Source organism: Nitrosospira sp. Nsp2 (assembly GCF_003050965.1).
Lineage (GTDB): Bacteria > Pseudomonadota > Gammaproteobacteria > Burkholderiales > Nitrosomonadaceae > Nitrosospira.
Window position 1 is genome coordinate 154,287 of record NZ_QAOU01000006.1, and the last position, 19,363, is coordinate 173,649.

Sequence of the window (19,363 nt, forward strand, 5' to 3'; positions counted from 1 at the left end):
GGTAAGACTTGAAGGAAATCACGATGCGAACACCAGGTTTGCCGAGTTCCTCCGATACTTTGCCCGAGGCAAGTTTCCTTTTTAGCGAACTGTCCAGCTATCTCAAGCGCGAGGACGTTTCCGAGCTTCAGAACGCCTATCTCTTCAGTCAAAGCGCCCATTCCGGGCAATTTCGCAAATCCGGCGAACCCTACATCTCTCACCCGCTGGCCGTCGCCAGCATACTCGGCAAGTTACGCCTTGATACCCAGACATTAGCCGCAGCGCTGCTTCATGACGTCATGGAGGATACTCACGTCTCTAAGGCCGAGATCAGTGATCGATTTGGCAAACCAGTCGCGGAACTGGTTGACGGCGTATCGAAGCTTGACAAGATCGAGTTTCAGACCCATGCGGATGCCCAGGCGGAAAACTTCCGCAAGATGCTTCTTGCGATGGCGCGCGATGTTCGGGTCATCCTCATCAAACTCGCCGATCGGCTGCATAACATGCGGACACTTGAGGCAATGCGTCCCGAAAAACGCCGCCGCATCGCGCGCGAGACCATGGAAATCTATGCTCCAATAGCGAATCGCCTCGGGCTCAACAATATCTATCACGAACTGCAGGATCTCAGCTTCCGCTATCTTTTTCCCACACGCTACAGGGTTCTGGCCAACGCAACCAAGGCGGCACGCGGGAATCGCCGCGAAATGGTCACGAAGATTCTTGACGCGATCAAGCAGCGCTTGAAAACATCCGGCCTTGACGCGGAGGTAAGCGGGCGCGAAAAACAGCTTTACAGTATCTACAAGAAGATGGCGGAGAAGCACCTCACGTTCTCCGAAGTTCTCGATATCTATGGCTTTCGAGTGATCGTCAAAGACGTGCCCTCTTGTTACATCGCGTTGGGCGCGTTACACAGTCTTTACAATCCGATTCCCGGGAAATTCAAAGACTACATTGCCATTCCCAAGGCAAATGGCTACCAGTCATTGCACAGCACGCTGTGGGGGCCCTATGGCACGCCCATCGAAGTGCAGATTCGCACGCCGGAGATGCATAGGATCGCTGAGGCGGGGGTTGCCTCGCACTGGCTGTATAAGAGTACCGACGCAGATCTGAACGATTTGCATATGAAGACCCATCAGTGGCTGCAAAGCCTGCTGGAAACGCTCAGCGACTCGACTGATTCCCTGGAGTTCCTGGAACACCTTAAAGTTGATCTGTTTCCTGGGGAGGTTTACGTATTTACGCCCCAAGGCAAGATATTGGCGTTGCCTAAAGATTCCACGGCCGTTGACTTCGCCTATGCGGTCCATACCGATATCGGGGACTGCTGTGTGGCCGCAAAAATAAATGGCGAGAGCGCGCCTTTGCGCACCGTTCTCAGGAGCGGCGACCGGGTGGAGATCGTAACCGCGTCCCATGCGAAACCCAATCCCGCTTGGCTGAATTACGTGGTTACCGGGAAGGCCCGGTCGCATATCCGCCGTTTTCTTAAAACTATGCAATATGAAGAATCCGCCAGGCTGGGAGAACGTTTGCTCAACCAGGCACTAGGTTCGCTAAAGATAGATCTGCAAACCATCACTGCAGCGCAATGGGAGAAACTGGCCCGCGACAGCGGGGCAAAATCGAAGAAAGACTTGCTGGCCGACATGGGGTTGGGCAAGCACCTGCCCGCGGTTGTCGCGAGACGACTGATCATGCCCGGGGAATCAGCTGCTGGCGCGAGCGGGTCTGCCGACGTCATCACCATACTTGGCACCGAAGGTATGGCAGTGCAATTCGCCAAGTGTTGCCGGCCGATTCCGGAAGATCCCGTTGTCGGCTTCATCAAGAAGGATCAGGGGCTTGTGATACACACCCATGATTGTCCAGCAGTTTTAAAAAACAGGGGTAATTCCGATAACTGGCTGGACGTAGCCTGGGGCAAGGATATAAACAGGCAGTTCGAGGTAAGCATCAAGCTGATGGTCGCCAATCAGCGCGGCGTATTGGCAAGGGTCGCTGCCGCAATCGCCGAGGCTGGCTCCAATATCGACAACGTCGGCATGGAAGGTGATGGCGCGTACACAACCATGACTTTTATGTTACAGGTTCGTAATCGTCATCATCTGGCTCAAGTGATGCGAAACTTGAGGCGTACTTCCGAAGTCGCGAAAATTAGCCGGGTCAAAGGTAATTGAGGCTGACTGAGGCTGACTCGCTTGATCCCGACTGCTTGCTGCAGGGGAGGCAGGCTCTGACTATGTTTCCGATAACCTCTGCTATCAGCTCCGTTCATAAGCCAGGACCGGCGCCAGCCATTTTTCCGTTTCTTCCACCGTCCAACTCTTCCGCCGGGCGTAGTCTTCCACCTGGTCCTTGCCTATTTTCCCGATCGCGAAGTAGTCCGCTTCGGGGTGAGCAAAATAAAAGCCCGATACCGCCGCGGTCGGCACCATGGCGTAGGATTCGGTTATGATAATTCCGGCGTTTTCCGGCGCCTTCAGCAGTTCGAATAATGGCCCCTTCTCGGTGTGGTCCGGGCAGGCGGGATAACCGGGAGCAGGGCGGATGCCGCGATACTCTTCCGCGACGAGCTGTTCGGTGCTCAGGTCTTCATCTTTGGCAAAACCCCAAAACTCGCGCCGTATCCGCCAGTGCATGTGCTCGGCGAAAGCCTCAGCCAGGCGATCGGCCAGCGCTTTCAGGATAATCGCGCTGTAATCGTCATGTGCCTCCTCAAACGCTTTTATCCGCGCGTCGATGCCGAGCCCGGCAGTAACGGCAAACGCCCCGATCGTATCCCGGATACCCGTTTCCTTGGGCGCGACGAAATCTGCCAGGCACAGATTAGGGCGTCCGGGAGGCTTCGTGGTCTGCTGCCGCAAGTTGTGAAATGTCATTGCCAACCGCGTACGCGCCTTATCCGCATAGATTTCTATATCGTCGCCATCGACCATGTTTGCCGGGAAAATGCCGAACACGGCATTGGCGGAAAGCCACTTTTGTTCGACGATCTTCTTCAGCATGGCCTGCGCATCGCGGTAGAGCGTAGTGGCCGCCTCGCCGACGACCTCGTCTTGCAGAATCGCGGGAAAGCGCCCCGACAATTCCCAAGCCTGAAAGAATGGCGTCCAGTCTATGAACGGGACGATCTTTTCCAGGGGATAATTTTTCAAGGACCTCACGCCGATAAAATCGGGCTCGGGCGGCGTGTACGAGGTCCAATCCGTCTTGAACGCGTTTGCACGTGCCTGCGCGATGGATAGCATCGGCGCCGGTCCTTTCTTGTTTTTATGCTGGATGCGAACTCTCTCGTACTCAACCTGAATTTCCCGGACGTACTCCGTCCGTAAATCGTCTGACAGCAGGTTGCTGCATACGCTCACGGCCCGGCTTGCATCCGGCACCCACACCGTCACGCCGCTATAATGCGGTGCCACTTTCACTGCGGTATGTACGCGAGAAGTGGTGGCGCCACCGATCAGCAGCGGAATCGTGAAGCCCTCGCGCTCCATTTCCTTCGCTACGTGCGCCATTTCTTCCAGCGAAGGCGTGATCAGGCCGGAAAGTCCGATCATATTCGCGTTCTCGCGCCTGGCCATATCCAGTATCTGGGCGGAAGGCACCATCACGCCCATATTGACGACCTCATAATTGTTGCACTGGAGCACCACGGTAACGATATTCTTGCCGATATCGTGCACATCGCCCTTGACCGTCGCGATCACGATTTTGCCCTTGGCCCTTGAGTCGCCCGACAATTGCTTTTCCGCCTCGATGTAGGGCAGCAGGTGTGCCACGGCCTGTTTCATTACCCGGGCGGACTTGACTACCTGAGGCAGAAACATCTTGCCCGAGCCGAACAGGTCGCCGACCACGTTCATCCCGTTCATGAGCGGGCCCTCGATCACCTGAATCGGCCGTCCGCCTTGCTCGGCTATTTCCAGCCTCGCCGCCTCGGTATCCTCCACAATATAGGTAGTGATGCCCCTTACCAGCGCATGCGTCAGGCGCTGCTGTACCGGCTCATTCCGCCACGAGAGATCTTCCGTGTTCTCCTTGCTTTTTCCCTTGAAACTTTCGGCGAATTCGACCAGACGCTCGGTAGGTGTTGCATCTCCGCCTTCCTTGGGCGAGCGGTTGAGCAGCACGTCCTCCACCCGCTCCAGCAAATCTTTGGGAATATCGGAGTAGACGCCCAGTTGCCCCGCGTTAACGATGCCCATGGTCATGCCCGCGCGCACCGCGTGGTAGAGAAACGCGCTATGGATCGCTTCCCGCACCGGTTCATTGCCACGGAACGAGAATGATACATTGGATACCCCGCCGCTTACCTTGGCGTAGGGAAGCGTTTGCTTGATCAAGCGGGTGGCTTCGATGAAATCCACGCCATAATTGTTGTGTTCCTCGATGCCTGTGGCGACCGCGAAAATGTTCGGATCAAAAATGATGTCCTCAGGAGGGAAACCGACCTGATCGACCAGAAAGCGGTAGCAACGCGTACAAATGTCCACCTTGCGTTGCAGCGTGTCGGCTTGGCCGGATTCGTCGAATGCCATCACAATGACTGCCGCGCCGTAGCGACGGGCGAGTTTGGCATGCTCCAGGAACTCCGCTTCGCCTTCTTTCAAGCTGATCGAGTTGATGATCGCCTTGCCCTGCACGCATTTCAGTCCCGCGTCGATTACGGACCACTTGCTTGAATCGATCATCACGGGTACGCGGCTGATATCCGGTTCGGCGGCCAGCAGGTTCAGGAAGGTGACCATCGCCTTCTGCGAATCGAGCATCGCCTCGTCCATATTGATATCGATGATCTGCGCGCCGTTTTCCACTTGGTTGCGGGCGACGCTCAGCGCTTCCGCGTAATTATTGTTCAGGATCAATCGGGAAAACGCTTTCGACCCCGTGACGTTGGTTCGCTCGCCGACGTTTACGAACAGCGAATCATCTCCGATGTTGAGAGGCTCAAGGCCGGAAAGGCGCAACTTTTTTGGAATATCAGGCAGGGGCCGAGGTGCAATACCGTTTACCGCATCTGCGATGGCCTTAATGTGCGCGGGCGTAGTGCCGCAGCAACCGCCCACGATATTCACAAAGCCGGATTGCGCAAATTCCTTGATCAGGCTGGCGGTATATTCCGGCGATTCATCATAGCCTGTCTCGGCCAGGGGGTTAGGCAGCCCGGCGTTAGGATGGGCGCTTACGTATATACCCGAGACACGCGAGATTTCTTCGATGTAGGGACGCATCAGTTCAGCCCCAAGCGCACAATTGAGCCCCACCGACAACGGGCGGGCATGGCTCACGGAGTTCCAGAAGGCTTCCGGTGTTTGTCCGGACAGCGTACGCCCGGACGCGTCGGTGATGGTTGCAGAAATCATCACGGGAACACGCACGCCGTGATCCACGAAAAACTGGTCTATGGCAAACAGCGCAGCCTTGGCATTTAGCGTATCAAATATGGTTTCGACAAGGAGGATATCCGCTCCACCGTCGATCAGGCCGCGAATACTTTCCGTATAGTCGGTCACCAGTTGATCGAAGGTGATGCCGCGAAACCCAGGGTCGTTAACATCCGGAGAGATCGAAGCGGTTTTGGTGGTGGGCCCCAAAACGCCAGCCACAAAACGTGGCTTCTCCGGCATGCGTGCTTCGATGGCAACGGCCGCTTCCTTCGCTAGTTTTACCCCGGCAAAATTAAGCTCGTACACCAGATCCTGCATGTGGTAATCCGCCATCGACGCAGCGTTGGAATTAAACGTATTGGTCTCGACGATGTCCGCTCCAGCCTCGAGATAAGCCTCGTGGATGGAACGGATGACCTGTGGCTGGGTAAGCGTAAGAAGGTCGTTATTTCCCCTGAGATCGTGCGGAAACTCGGCAAAGCGTGCGCCACGGTAGTCCGCTTCGTTGAGCTTGTGGCTCTGGATCATGGTTCCCATGGCTCCATCGAGCAGCACGATGCGGCTTGCAAGAAGGCTTTTCAGCAATTCGGTACGGGGATTTTCATTCATCGCAAACGATAGGTTTCAGGTGGAGCCTGATTCTACCATGGCCCTATCCGTATTTTCCCCTGGGTGCAAGGACATAGAGCAGTGTATGGGAATGCAGGGCTCCGGGCGCTACGCCCAGCTGAAGTGGGAAAGAGGCCATCGTAAAATCCTTCAGCAACCAGGCGTTTCCAGTCCGCGCCAGACTTAACTCCGGAAACGGGCAGAAAATAACAGGAAAATGCCTTGATTCGGGCCTGATCTTGACCTACAAAGTAGATGCAGGCTTCCATGGGCTTGAACAGCCGGCTTCGTCGCATCTTTGAATAGTCGCTCGCTGCCAGGACAACGAGAGGATGGTTGGTCTAGCATCCGCGCTCAAACTGTCACATAACGTTGATGATCCTCCTGCTAAGAAAATGACCATCCTCTCCTATCCTTTGAAGCGTGGCGAAGCTTTGAGGCTGCCGGTGGCGGAAGCTGAGCCTCCCGTTCGAGTGCGTATTGTTCACGCGGAGGTAAAGGGTCGCGCCAGGCTTAAAGTCAAAGGCTTGTATCGCTGCGAGCCAGTCAGGCTCAGGATTGAGTCTGCGTTGGTACGCGACGCCGGGGTTAGACAGGTGAGCGCAAACGTTCTCACCGGCCGCGTATTGGTTGTTTTCGATCCCACGCGGACTGTTGAAGAAATCACTGTCCTGGTAGAAGCGCTGCTAGCCGCGGGACCTGCTGCAGCCGAGCAAAATACGGCTGCGAATATTCACCCGCTGCGTCCTTCGCAATTGGCGGTCTCTGCTAACGCCGGTCCGGCTTCTGTGCAAGACCGGGTGTCCTGGCACGCATTATCTCGCGGCGCGGTGCTAACAGCATTGGAAACTTCAAAGGATCGTGGGCTTAGCCAGGCCGCGGCGCAACGGAAACTGCGGCGCTTCGGACCCAACAGCTTGCCAGAGAGCCGACCTCGCTCGGGGTTGAGTATTTTTCTGGGGCAGTTCAAAAGCCTTCCGGTTGTTTTACTGGGAGCGTCGGCGGTGCTTTCCGCGGCGACGGGGGGGCTTGCCGATGCGGCGGTGATCCTTGGGGTCGTGATGATCAACGCGGGCACTGGCTATGTCACCGAAGCGCAGGCAGAGCGAACGATTAATGCGCTGGGACACATCCACCAACAGAACGCCAGCGTGATCCGTGACGGCCGTTTGGTCAAAGTGGAGGTTGAAGCCTTGGTGCCCGGCGATGTCCTGGTTCTGGTACCGGGGACCCGAGTAGCTGCCGACGGGAGAGTGCTGGAGTCGCGCAGCCTGATGGTGGACGAGTCTGCGCTTACCGGAGAAAGCTTGCCGGTTATCAAGCGGGTGGAGACCCTGGACCAGACCGATGTGCCGCTGGGGGATCGGTTCAACATGGTGTACAAGGGCACGGCCGTCACGGGGGGCAGTGGTCTGGCAGTGGTGGTGGGGACTGGCCGGTACACCGAAATCGGCGCCGTCCAGTTGCTCGTTGGCGAAACCCGGTCGCCGGAAACCCCGATGCAGACGCAGCTTGACGCGCTTGGCAATCAAATGGTGCTGCTATCCGCTGGCATCTGCGGAGTCGTGTTTTTGATCGGGCTCACGCGTGGATACGGCTGGCTACAAATGCTGAAGACATCGGTATCCCTTGCAGTTGCGGCAGTGCCGGAAGGCCTGCCCACCGTGGCGACGACCACTCTGGCGCTGGGCATCCGCAACATGCGCCGGCATCATGTGCTGGTGCGGCATCTGGACGCTGTGGAGACTTTAGGCGCCATGCAGGTGATCTGCCTGGACAAGACCGGTACGCTTACCCTCAACCGAATGACCGTGCTGGCAGTGCACTGTGGCGGACGTCACATCACGCTCGCAAACGATATATTTTGCGACGGGGGCGTGAGAATGGACCCCGCCCAGAGTGATGAATTGCTGCGCCTGGCGCATGTGGCAGTCCTGTGCAACGAAACGGAGGTGAATGGCTCGGAAGGCGGGTATGAGCTCAAGGGCTCGGCCACTGAAAGTGCGCTGGTGCATCTCGCCATTGCCGCTGGCGTTCCAGTGGACGAGCTCCGACGGCAGTATCCACGATTGCGCGTGGAATACCGTACCGAGAATCAGAACTACATGCGCACCGTGCATGCGGTGAAAGGAGACGGAATGTTGATCGCCGTCAAGGGCAGTCCAATCGAAGTGCTGGAGATGTGTAACTGGTGGATCAAGGATGGAGTCCGCCTCCCGCTTACGGAAACAGATCGCGCCGCTATACGCATCGAAAATGATCGCATGGCTGCGGAAGCTCTGCGCGTGTTGGGATTTGCCTATGCGGAACTGGCGCAAGCCGATCAACCGGCCGCAGAAGAGCTCGTCTGGCTTGGATTGACCGGTATGGCGGACCCTTTGCGGGAGGGCGTCAGGGAGCTTATCGCTTTATTTCATCAAGCGGGGATCGATACGGTAATGATCACGGGCGATCAGAGCGCAACCGCCTACGCCATCGGTAAGGAGCTTGGACTGTCCCGCAGCGGGGAACTGGATATTCTCGATTCCACCAGACTTGAGCAACTGGATCAGGAGGTTCTCACCGGCCTCGCGCAGAAGGTTAATATCTTCTCCCGGGTCAGTCCCGCGAACAAACTCCAGATAATACAGGCGTTGCAACGAGGCGGCAAAGTCGCCGCCATGACGGGGGACGGAATAAACGACGGGCCGGCGCTCAGAGCCGCCGACATCGGCGTGGCGATGGGTGAAACCGGCACGGATGTCGCCCGGAGTGTTTCTGACGTAGTACTGGAGGACGATAATCTGCACACGATGATCGTCGCGATCTCGGAAGGTCGCACGATCTACAACAATATTCGCAAGTCAGTCCATTTTCTCACCGCTACCAATCTCTCCGAGATCATGGTGATGCTCGGTTCCATCGGAAGCGGGCTCGGCACTCCGCTTACCACCATGCAGTTGTTGTGGATTAATCTGGTGACCGACATTTTTCCGGCCCTGGCGCTTGCCGTCGAGCCGCCCGAGCCAGACATTTTATGCCGGCCGCCAAGAGATCCGCGGGAACCTATCATAGGACCCGCCGACTTCAAGCGCTACGGGTTCGAATCGCTCACTATAACCGCAGGGTCGATGGCCAGTTACGGCTATGCGATTGCACGTTATGGGGTCGGGCCGCAGGCTGGCTCAGCTGCCTTCATGACCCTGACCTTGGCGCAACTGTTGCATGCCTATAGTTGCCGTTCCGACCGCAACAGCATTTACGGCCGTGAAACGCTACAGTCCAATTCCTACCTTAATATGGCGGTTGGCGCAACCGCGGCATTGCAATTGGCGGCCGTGGCTGTACCGGGACTTAGAAGCCTGCTGGGGACCGCCATGCCGCGCCCCATGGATGTGGCAGTGATAACCGCGGGGTCAGGATTGCCCTTTCTACTGAACGAAGCGACCAAAGGGCGCCCTTCCAACCCCGCCAACCCTAGGGGACGGTTGCAGGCGCTTTCGCCTTCCTCCGGCGACACTGCAGGGGTCTAGGTCATGAAGCAGGATTTCATGTTCAGCTCTGAATCCGTGACTGATGGCCACCCGGATAAGCTCTGCGATCAAGTGAGTGATGCGCTTATCGATCGCTTTCTCCAGCAGGATCCCTTTTCGAAGGTCGTGGTGGAGTGCGCAGTGTCCAAGGGAATATTATTTATCGCTGCACGCTTCGCTTCCCTGGCCTCGGTTGACATTCCAGACGTGGCTCGACAGGTCATCGGTCAGATCGGCTACGAGCATGAGGATTTCAACGCGAAGGACTGCACTGTCATGACGAGTTTGATGGAACTACCGGTAACGCCCTACCCGAAACTGGATGAGCGCAAGATGAATGAGGAAGAGGTGGAAGCCGTAACCGCCAAGAACCAGGGCAATGTATTCGGTTTTGCTTGCAACCAGACCGCAGCCCTGATGCCGCTGCCCATCTGGCTCTCGCATAAACTTGCACGCCGGCTTGCAGCGGCACGTTTGCAGAAGCAGTTGGCCTATCTCGCTCCCGACGGAAAGACACAGGTGGGCGTGGAATACCGTGATGGCCAGCCTTACCGCATTCACTCGGTGACCCTGGTGTCGAGTCAGCGGAGCGACACTCCGAGGGGAGTTCGGTCGTTGCGCGACGACCTCTACGAAAATGTGATCGAACCGGCATTCCTGGGCGAGAAAGTGCGCCCCGACGCACATACTCATGTTTTCATCAATCCGGACGGACCCATTATCGACGGAGGGCCGGCGCTGCACTCTGGGTTAACGGGGCGCAAGAATGCCATTGATACTTATGGCGAATACTCCCGTCAGTCCGAGTCGGCACTATCAGGTAAGGACCCGTCCCGGATCGACCGGGGCGGCGCCTATGCAGCCCGTTACGCCGCAAAGAACGTGGTCGCGGCTGGCCTCGCGCAAGCTTGCGAGGTACATCTCGCGTATTCGATAGGGATTGCCAGGCCAGTCAGCGTGCAAGTCGACTGCTTCGGTACCGGTCGCATTCCCGACGAGGAAATCGCGGCCCGCGTTCAGGCCCATTTCGATTTCCGCCCGGCCGGAATCATCCGCGCATTCAACTTGCGCTATCAACCCCAGGTGGTTCGCGGAGGCTTCTACCGCCGACTAGCGGTATACGGTCATGTGGGACGAATGGATGTTGGGCTGCCGTGGGAGCGGACCGATAAGACGGCGTTACTGATTTAGAGGGTCTAATGGGTTGGACCCTGTGCGCTACCATGTCATGTTCGCGCACTCATGCTTCGGACCGACCCCGTTAAAATCCTGATTATTAGATCAGCGCTGCGACAAGAGCTGTGGCCGACCGTTCCAGGGCGGCCTCGACCAGTTTTTGCACGAAGGTGTCTGTCACCTTTTGCATGGGGTGGACTTCATAAGAGACATTGTGAGCGATATGCTCCACATTCCGAATATACCCTTGGTCGTGCAGGTTGTTCAGGATTGCGGTAGAGCTTACCACGCCCGCATCGTACTTGATCACAATGCTGCCCGTGATTATGCTGACGTCAGTCTCCAGAACGCCATGCATTCCCTCCAGGCAGAGCTTCAATTGCCGGGCCCGGGATGAGTTCTTCTTTAGCGCCGCAGTCTTTATGCGCAACCGGCCGGGTACGTGGTGAACATAAAAAGCCATGTATTTGCCCTCCATTAGGATATCGTGTCCTTACGATGGCATTTAACCAGCTCTTTGTTACAGCTTGATTAAATATGGGGGGTTATAAAACGATCAGGCTGACGGTGAAATAGTAGACAACGAGGGTGAGAACGTTCTGAAAGATGGTGGCAAGCGGACCGCTGCCGAAGGCGGGGTCTTTGCCCAAACGGAAGAATGTCCACGGAAACAGAAAGCCAATGCTTGTGGCGACGGACCCGGCCGCGAGCAACGCCAGTGAAACCGCCAATGCCAGGCGGACATCGCCGAATATGAGCCAGACGACCGGGAAGGTTAGCGCGCCGAGGGTAAGGCCGATGATTAATCCAGTTCGCAGTTCTCCGGCTATCATCGTACCCACGGGCGCATCGCTCAGGGAAAGACCGCGCACGGCGATCGCCTCGGTTTGGGTTCCGACTGCGTCCGCCAGGTAAACAAGGCCCGGCACAAAGAACGCGATCATCACCTGCGACTGCAGCGCGTGTTCGAATCGCGTCATCACGTAGGTCGCCAGCATACTGCCCATCAGCCCCACCAACAGCCATGGCAGCCTGTCCCTCGCGCGGCGTATCGGGGACGATTCCATTGCCGTGCGGGCTTGCAGATTGTAATGGCGAATGCCGGTGAAGCGGTTCAGATCTTCTATGTGTTCGTGGCGCAGAATTTCCAGCAATGCTTGTGGCGGCACCACGCCTAGCAGGCGTTGCTGCTCGTCTACCACTGGTACAGCGGCAAGCCCATTGACGATGGCACGGGATGCAACCGTTTCCTGATCCGTCTCGGCGTACGCGGTTGGGAAAGGTCTGCGCAAAATATCGCGTAAACAGTGGTGGGGTGCCGCCGCGAGCAGCCGGGGTAGAGGCACCATTCCTATCAACGTGTTTGTCCTGTCAATTACATAAATCGTGTCGGCGTAGTCAAAGTTATTGCCCGGCAATCTGGCCAGAACCGAAGTGACAGTTTCGTCCGGACTACCCGTTGGCACCTGCCTGACCAAGTGGATGGCGGCGGTTTCGCGTGTGGCTATCGGCAGATCCGAGTGAGGGGTTTCCATTACCGCTGGTAGCCGTCGTCATGGGCTCACTGTAACAATCCGAGGCAGCCTTTTACCCAGCCATACGATCGGGCATAATCCCCGGCCATCAATGCCGCGCGCAGGGAATACCGGGGCGAGCCTGTGCGCCGCCCCGGGCAACATATTACATCGGAGGAGGAGGCGTACGGTCGGCTTCTAAGGGCTTGCGATCCGGCGGGGCGACACGATCTTCGTATTCCGAAGACCTGGGCAGCGCCGCGTTTGCAACATCTTTAACGCCGGTTACAACACTAAGAAGAATGTCGCGCACGTTGGCCACTGCCGTGGTCCCGATCCCTCCGACCGCGTCCGCTGCTCCGCCGGCCACCGCCCTAACGGTTTCAATTACGTTACCACCCGTCTCGCTAGTTGCCTCGGCTACGCCGTCCACAGTTCGCTTCGCCACCATCAATGTGTCGCCCCCTACCGCAGCCGTGCCATTCACTGCGGCCCTGGCAGTCTCTGTGGCCGCCGCGATGACGTCTCCACCCACATCGGAAACGCCCAATACGACACCCTTCGCGACGCTCTTGGTGGTAACCACCAACCCCGTCCCGACATCATCGGTCGCTGCCAGCGCGCCTTTGACCACATCCCTGGTAATGTTGACCGCTTCCGCACCGACTGCACCGGTCGCTCTTATCGAGTTTGACACGGTGTTGCGTACCAGGCTGACGATTTCAGTTTCCATTTCATCGATGCCGCGCAGACTGGCAGCAATCCCCGTTTTCACGGTAGTGCCTGCCGCCCCCATATCCCGTGCGGCGGGAGACTCGGCCGTCGAACCGATGCGCTCTTCCTCTGGTTCGCGGGCCCGAGCTTCTCTGTCGCGGTGTTCTCTGTCGCGGGCTTCTCTCTCTCGGGCTTCTTTATCGAGGTATTCTTTATCGCGATTCTCTTCGCTCCGGGCGCGTATTTCACCCTGTTCGGCGGCGCGAATTTCTTCGTTGCTCGGCGTTTCGTCCCCCGTGGTTGGTCCGCTGGGTTTTCCTGTTTGAGATTTCGCCATTTCGAGTACCTCCTGTTGTCATTGCGGCAAATTACGTTCGAGTGCATCTACCTTGAAGAGGACGCGTTGGCCGCGTTTCTTTTATACGATTGTCGGTTTTATATCACCTTTCCCATTGGCATAAGAGCGTCGGGGCTAGAGGAGCTTGAAGCAAGTTGCCCTCCTGATGTTTATGCTGAGCAGGGTTTACTTAGACCGATGAACCATCGGTATGCTTCGGCTTTAACCGGCTTTAACCGGCGTTGCCCAGTGTTTCCAGCTGCCGGGCCGCTCTCGTTTCACCTCAACCCAGTTCCGGGTTGCTAACACCATTTTCCTGAGTCACGAGATATGCATACCAGAACGCGGCTATTGCCGGGACTGCGATATTGCCTTCTATGGCTTGAGCAATACCGAGCCCCACCCAGCCCATAATAATCAGCGGACGTAAACTCGCGCGGTTGTTCCGAGTTGCTTTCGGCTTAGGTCTGGAGGCTTTGCGGGTCGGAGTTGCGTTTGCAGCAACCGATGGAACCGCGAAAGCCGCGGTGCCCGCTTCGGGCGCTTCTGTGGCGAGCTGAAACAGCCCCTGCTCCGCAGCGTGTTGCAAAGCAGAGGGCTCGTCTGGGCGGTGGTGAACCACCACGCTGCCTGTCCGGCAGTTTGTCTCCACCGCCACAACGCCGGGACTTTCGCTCAACGCTTTTTCCACCGCGTCGAAATACCCCTCGTCCCGCCGCCTTTCTTCTATCTTGAGGCGTTTTCTGCCCGGCAGGGCATGCGCCACTCGTGCCAGCGGAGCCATCACGCAGCCGGAGTTCCAGACCCACCTTCTTGGCCGGCATTACCGGCTTGGCCAGGCTGCGCCCCGGGGGCAACGGCCGGGGTTGCCCGGTCCGGTTCGCTAGACTGGGCAGAGGCGGCTCCACTAGCCGGGCGGTGTCCTGTATTACTGTCCTTACCCGTCTGGGTGCCGCTGGTTGTCACAGCTGCAGCGCCACCCGCCCCCGTCTCAGCGTCCAGTTCTACCTTTGCCTCCGCGACCAGGTCATCAACCGTCTCGCTCAATTCTGCAAACGATTCGCGTCCTCTCTCATAAGCGGTGATGCTGGTCTTTATGATCGACTTGGTAAGGGGCTTTACAATGCGTGCGAGCATGGGCAGCAGGATGGGTGCCAGCAGCGTTGCACCAACCCCGGCCGCGAGTCCGGTCACAATATTGCTTTTGAATTCTGAAGCCATGGCTCACCCTCCTTTCTTTGCTTGCCAAATAATATTTATAGGGGAAATGCGTCGGAATACAAGTTTTGTAATAAAAAATTCATATTCAAGGGCTTGGAACAGTTAGAGCTCCAGCAAATATTGACGAGGCATAACTTTTAGTCTTTGGCGGTCAGCGGTTTCTGTCCCTTTTGTCAGCTAGTCGGTCATCAAACGGACAGCATTGGCATGCTATATGTTGTTATGGTTGAACATCAGAGCCCGACCTGTATCAGGAGCTTTGTTCGCCAATTTACGCCCACGCCCTCCTACGTCGGCATTGAAAAGTACAATATTTCGAATACTGCCGCCTATACTGCAACAAAACTGCAACATTACAGTACGGCACAAAGGTCTTGACGATGCGGATTGCTACCGTGTACTTTCGAATCGGATAGAGAAAAAGCCCATACGCAGCAAGTTGGTTTTGAAACTTTTTTGCCTTCAACCGGACATAGCTCCTCGGTTCGACTAACTTCAAGCGACCCAAGCCCATGGAGTCATCCCCCGCGGGAAACCGGATGCAGCGCCTCGCGACCGGCATGCTCATCACGATGCTCGTCATTCTGGTTCTCACCAACGTGTTTCTCTCACTCCACCCGTCGGTTGGATATCTGCGCGCTTTCGCCGAGGCGGCCGTCGTGGGTGCCATGGCCGACTGGTTCGCGGTGACCGCCTTATTCCGCGAGCCGCTCGGCCTGCCGATTCCCCACACGGCGATTGTTCCCCGCAATAAGGAACGCATCGGTGAGGCATTAGGCCGCTTTGTCGAGCATAATTTCGCTTCCCCGGAAGTGGTCTCGTCCAAATTGGCGGGCGTGGACATGTGCGGCAGGCTGGCCCGCTGGCTGTCCGACCCCGAGCGCACCGAGGCAATCGCAAGTCACGTAACCCGTCTAATTCCGCAACTGCTGGATTCGGTTGATGACCATGACGTGAAGCGCTTCGTCTCGGGTGGCTTGGCGCATGGGGCCCAGCGAATCGATCTTGGGCCACTGCTCGGGGAAGTGGTGGCAATGCTTACCGCCGAAAAGCGGCACCAGGTATTGCTCGACAAGTTGTTACGTGAAGCTGACGAGTACATTACCGCGAACGAACCCCGCATTCGCGGGCGCGTACGCGAGAATACCGCCTGGCTGTGGCAACGGCTTGCGATGGATGAGAAAGTAGCGGACGGTGTCATGGCCGTGCTGCGGGAAGCTTTCGCGGAGATTGGGCGGGATTCCTCGCATCCGCTTCGTGTCAGACTCGACCAGGCCATCGAGAAGCTGGCATCTGAACTGGCTACTTCGCCAGAGTATCGCGAGGAGATTGTCCTGCACACGCGCAGGCTCTTGGATCATCCGGCACTGCGCGACTATGCTGCAGGCGTGTGGCGCGATATCCGCCGCACCCTGCGAGAGGATGCCTTAAGCGCAGATTCGGTGCTGAAATCCTGGCTGCGGGAGATGATCGAAGCCGGTACCCAGGCGTTGCTTCGCAAAGACGAACTGCGCGGTCGAGTTAATGGATGGATGCATGAAGTAGTGGTGGAGGTAGTGCAGTCTCATCAACATGACGTAGGCGTGCTTATCGCGGATACCGTACGCGGTTGGGACACCGAAACGGTAACCACGCGGATCGAGCGGCAGGTGGGTGAAGATCTTCAATATATCCGTATTAACGGGACCTTGATCGGCGGGTTGGTGGGGCTCGCTATCTATAGCGTGTCACGCGCCTTCGGCTAAGCTTGCAATAACGAGATGACTTAAAGTCATGAAGCCGATGGTCCTGGGCATGCTGCGAGCAACCTGTGCGTCTCAGCTAGTTTTTATCCAGCTTGCGGTATTGCACCGCTTCCGCGATGTGCAAACTCCTGATGCCATCGCTTTCCGCCAGATCCGCAATGGTTCTCGCCACTTTAAGGACGCGATGATAGGCTCGGGCGGAGAGATTCAGCCGGCTGATGGCTTGCCTGAGCAGGCTTTCCCCCGCGTTATCCGTCACGCAGTATTTATCGATGTCCGTCACCGTCAGCCCGGCGTTGGTTTTGCCTTGTCGTGCCAGTTGCCGCTGGTGTGCTCTCTCGACCCGTTCCCTGATCGTGTCGCTTGAGTCGCCGTGAGCCTGGCGCATTAAATCATCCTCGGACGCGGCGGGAACTTCGATCTGGATGTCGATGCGATCGAGCAGCGGGCCCGAGATCCTGCCCCGGTAACGCGCTACCTGATCGGGGTTGCAACGGCACTTTCCGCTGTAATGCCCGAGATAACCGCAAGGGCACGGATTCATGGCGGCAATCAACTGGAACCGGGCGGGAAAGTCGGCCTGACGGGCCGCGCGTGATATGGTGATGCGCCCCGATTCGAGGGGTTCGCATAATACTTCCAGTACTTTTCGGTCAAATTCCGGTAGCTCATCCAGGAACAATACACCGTTCATTGCCAGGGAAATTTCGCCGGGACGCGGATTGCTCCCGCCGCCCACCAGGGCAACGCCCGAAGCGGTATGGTGCGGCGCCCGGTAAGGGCGGCGTTTCCAGTTAGTCGCATTGAAACCCCCGCTCCCCAGGGATTGCATGGCCGCCGATTCGAGCGCTTCATCTTCGGTCATGGATGGCAGGATGCCGGGAAAACGCGCGGCAAGCATGGATTTGCCGGTGCCCGGCGGCCCCATCATTAACAGGCTATGACCGCCCGCCGCTGCGATCTCAAGGGCACGTTTTGCATGATTCTGTCCTTTGACCTCTTCCATGCCGGGGTAGGGTGATATCCCCGTCTCTGTATTGCTATTTCTTTCCGTCCCATCCTGGCTGAGATAGCGCTGCATCGGCTCACGCCCGGCGAGGTGGGCGCAAATCTCGAGCAATGATGTCGCCGCATAAACCACGGCTTCCTTGACGAGCGCCGCCTCGGCGGCGTTTTGCCGCGGGAGCACGAAACTGCGCCCGGAGCGGGCTGCGCGGTACGTCATCGCCAACGCTCCGCGTATCGCGCGCAGTTCTCCCGTCAGGGCGAGTTCGCCAGCCCATTCGTATTGGTCGAGCTTGTCAGAAGGGATTTGCCCGGTTGCTGCCAGAATGCCTAACGCGATGGGCAGGTCGAAGCGCCCGCTCTCCTTGGGCAAGTCGGCGGGGGCAAGGTTGACCGTAATGCGGCGCGCGGGGAATTCAAACTGCGCATTCTGCAGCGCCGCACGCACCCGGTCCTTGCTTTCCTTCACTTCCGCTTCAGGCAGGCCCACGATGGTAAAGCTGGGCAGGCCATTGGCAATATGCGCTTCCACTGTGACCAGTGGAGCTTCCATGCCGGAAATAGCACGGCTATACAGAATCGCTAGCGGCACCGGAAATTCTCAGCCATCCAACTCCACACCAACAAAATGTGGAACACATGCGCGGGGAACACTATTTGCCGCACAAGGCACGCAACAGCTGCGTCGAGTTATTTCCGGAGATCAAACTTATTCCGTTTCCGACAGATCATCCAGCGTCTCAGGCGGAACATCCAGCGTGTCGCCCAAGCTATCAGATTTCGAAGCGGCTTCCAGGGCAGCAACTCGTGTTTCTAATGCCGTCAGTAACTCGCGCGTGCGCTTCAGCACCTCCTGCTGCACTTCAAACTCTTCCCGCGTCACCAGATCCAGGCGAGTGAATATTCCCCCGAGCATAACCCGAAGGTTTTTCTCCACATCCTTCACCGGGCTCTGCGCCAGCAGTTCGTTTACCTTGGTTACAACTTCATCCACCATTTTTTGGTTGAGCATGATGTCCTCCGATGATTTCTGCTCCGTCATCCGGTCGGATGAGGAGTGATGCATGCATGTTAAAATCTCATACTTCGGCCAAATAGGCAATCAGCGGAATTATTATGGAACGATTCGTCCTTCTGGAACATTGGCTCAAGACGCAGTTGCCCGATAAGGATTTCACATTGTCGCCTGCTTCCGCAGATGCGAGTTTCCGCCGTTACTTCCGGGTAACGCTCGGCGACGGGACATTAATCGCGATGGATGCGCCGCCACCACAGGAAGATTGCGGCCCTTTTCTGCACGTGGCCGGATTATTCGCCGAGGCAGGCGCGCATGTGCCGGAGATAGTGGCGCAGGATGTGGCGCAAGGTTTTCTATTGCTGTCCGATCTCGGCAGCACTACCTATATGCAGGTGCTGAACGAAAGTTCTGAAGATCCTGCCGATCTGGCCAGTGAACTGTATGGCGATGCAGTGGCCGCATTGCTTAAGATCCAGCTCGCAAGCCGAGCCGGGGTATTGCCGGATTACCACGAGGCGCTGCTATTGCGGGAATTGCGGCTGTTTCCTGACTGGTACCTGGACAGGCATTTACAGATCAGCCTCGGTGGAAACCAGCAAGCGGAACTTAATGGAATATTCGAGCTGATTGTGCGAAACAACCTGGCTCAACCGAAAGTGTTCGTGCATCGCGATTACCACTCGCGCAACCTGATGGTGACCAGTCCCAACCCAGGCATTCTCGATTTTCAGGACGCCGTTTTTGGCCCGATTACCTACGATCTCGTATCGCTATTCAAGGACGCGTACATACGCTGGGACGAGGAGCGGGTACTGGACTGGCTCATCCGGTATTGGGAACAGGCGCGAAAACTCAGGCTGCCGGTCGCGCAAGACTTCCCGGATTTTTTCCGCGATTTTGAATGGATGGGGGTACAGCGCCATCTCAAGGTGTTGGGAATATTCGCTCGCCTCAATTATCGCGACGGCAAAAGCGCCTATCTCGACGATATGCCGCTGGTGGAGGATTATCTGCGCAAGGCTTGCGAACGCTACAGGGAACTTAATCCGCTGCTGACGCTGCTGGATGAGTGGGAGGTTCAGAAGCCGCAGGAATCAAAAGTCGGCTACACGTTCTGATATGCGTTCTGAT

General features: G+C 57.1%; 13 protein-coding genes. 5 read left to right on the plus strand and 8 right to left on the minus strand.

What is annotated here, in order from left to right:
- The first annotated feature begins 23 nt into the window (after nt 1-23).
- Entirely contained in the window at nt 24-2,171 is a 2,148-nt protein-coding gene (locus tag C8R31_RS13095; RefSeq protein WP_107694514.1) for a bifunctional (p)ppGpp synthetase/guanosine-3',5'-bis(diphosphate) 3'-pyrophosphohydrolase, read from the plus strand.
- Between the two features lie 84 nt (nt 2,172-2,255).
- Here the strand turns inward: C8R31_RS13095 and metH are convergent, their stop codons facing one another.
- Nucleotides 2,256-5,990 carry a methionine synthase gene (gene metH / locus C8R31_RS13100; protein ID WP_107694515.1) on the minus strand — a complete coding sequence of 1,245 codons (3,735 nt, stop codon included), beginning with the start codon at nt 5,988-5,990 and terminating at the stop codon, nt 2,256-2,258.
- 395 nt (nt 5,991-6,385) lie between these two features.
- On the opposite strand from metH, the gene C8R31_RS13105 reads away from it, so the two are divergent.
- On the plus strand, nt 6,386-9,502 hold the full coding sequence (locus C8R31_RS13105; protein ID WP_107694557.1) for a cation-transporting P-type ATPase: 3,117 nt from the start codon (nt 6,386-6,388) through the stop codon (nt 9,500-9,502).
- An 18-nt stretch (nt 9,503-9,520) separates the two neighbouring features.
- Nucleotides 9,521-10,693, plus strand: coding sequence for a methionine adenosyltransferase (gene metK / locus C8R31_RS13110; RefSeq protein WP_258192703.1), 1,173 nt, complete (start codon nt 9,521-9,523; stop codon nt 10,691-10,693).
- An 85-nt stretch (nt 10,694-10,778) separates the two neighbouring features.
- Here metK and C8R31_RS13115 read toward each other — a convergent pair whose 3' ends face one another.
- The 5 genes from C8R31_RS13115 to C8R31_RS13135 all read right to left on the minus strand — a co-directional run bounded on the left by C8R31_RS13115 (nt 10,779) and on the right by C8R31_RS13135 (nt 14,464).
- Nucleotides 10,779-11,141: an HMA2 domain-containing protein gene (locus C8R31_RS13115; RefSeq protein ID WP_107694517.1), complete on the minus strand. Its 363-nt coding sequence runs from the start codon at nt 11,139-11,141 to the stop codon at nt 10,779-10,781.
- An 82-nt stretch (nt 11,142-11,223) separates the two neighbouring features.
- A complete protein-coding gene (locus tag C8R31_RS13120) occupies nt 11,224-12,213 on the minus strand; it encodes a magnesium transporter (protein ID WP_107694518.1) in 990 nt (329 codons plus the stop codon).
- Nucleotides 12,214-12,358: 145 nt separating this feature from the next.
- On the minus strand, nt 12,359-13,243 hold the full coding sequence (locus tag C8R31_RS13125; RefSeq protein ID WP_107694519.1) for a hypothetical protein: 885 nt from the start codon (nt 13,241-13,243) through the stop codon (nt 12,359-12,361).
- A gap of 283 nt (nt 13,244-13,526) precedes the next feature.
- The gene (locus C8R31_RS13130; RefSeq protein WP_146164599.1) at nt 13,527-14,030 is read right to left on the minus strand and encodes a heavy-metal-associated domain-containing protein; all 504 of its coding nucleotides are present in this window, start codon (nt 14,028-14,030) and stop codon (nt 13,527-13,529) included.
- Nucleotides 14,027-14,464, minus strand: coding sequence for a DUF5132 domain-containing protein (locus C8R31_RS13135; protein ID WP_107694521.1), 438 nt, complete (start codon nt 14,462-14,464; stop codon nt 14,027-14,029). The genes C8R31_RS13130 and C8R31_RS13135 overlap by 4 nt, the downstream gene beginning before the upstream one ends.
- 539 nt (nt 14,465-15,003) lie before the next feature.
- Here C8R31_RS13135 and C8R31_RS13145 point away from each other — a divergent pair.
- A complete protein-coding gene (locus C8R31_RS13145) occupies nt 15,004-16,209 on the plus strand; it encodes a DUF445 domain-containing protein (RefSeq protein WP_181320599.1) in 1,206 nt (401 codons plus the stop codon).
- A 76-nt stretch (nt 16,210-16,285) separates the two neighbouring features.
- Here the strand turns inward: C8R31_RS13145 and C8R31_RS13150 are convergent, their stop codons facing one another.
- Nucleotides 16,286-17,806, minus strand: a complete 1,521-nt coding sequence (locus C8R31_RS13150; RefSeq protein WP_107694524.1) for a YifB family Mg chelatase-like AAA ATPase — start codon at nt 17,804-17,806, stop codon at nt 16,286-16,288.
- Between the two features lie 117 nt (nt 17,807-17,923).
- On the minus strand, nt 17,924-18,226 hold the full coding sequence (locus C8R31_RS13155) for an accessory factor UbiK family protein (protein WP_107694558.1): 303 nt from the start codon (nt 18,224-18,226) through the stop codon (nt 17,924-17,926).
- Between the two features lie 104 nt (nt 18,227-18,330).
- Here C8R31_RS13155 and C8R31_RS13160 point away from each other — a divergent pair, with 104 nt between their 5' ends.
- Nucleotides 18,331-19,350, plus strand: coding sequence for an aminoglycoside phosphotransferase family protein (locus tag C8R31_RS13160; protein ID WP_107694525.1), 1,020 nt, complete (start codon nt 18,331-18,333; stop codon nt 19,348-19,350).
- Nucleotides 19,351-19,363: the final 13 nt, after the last annotated feature.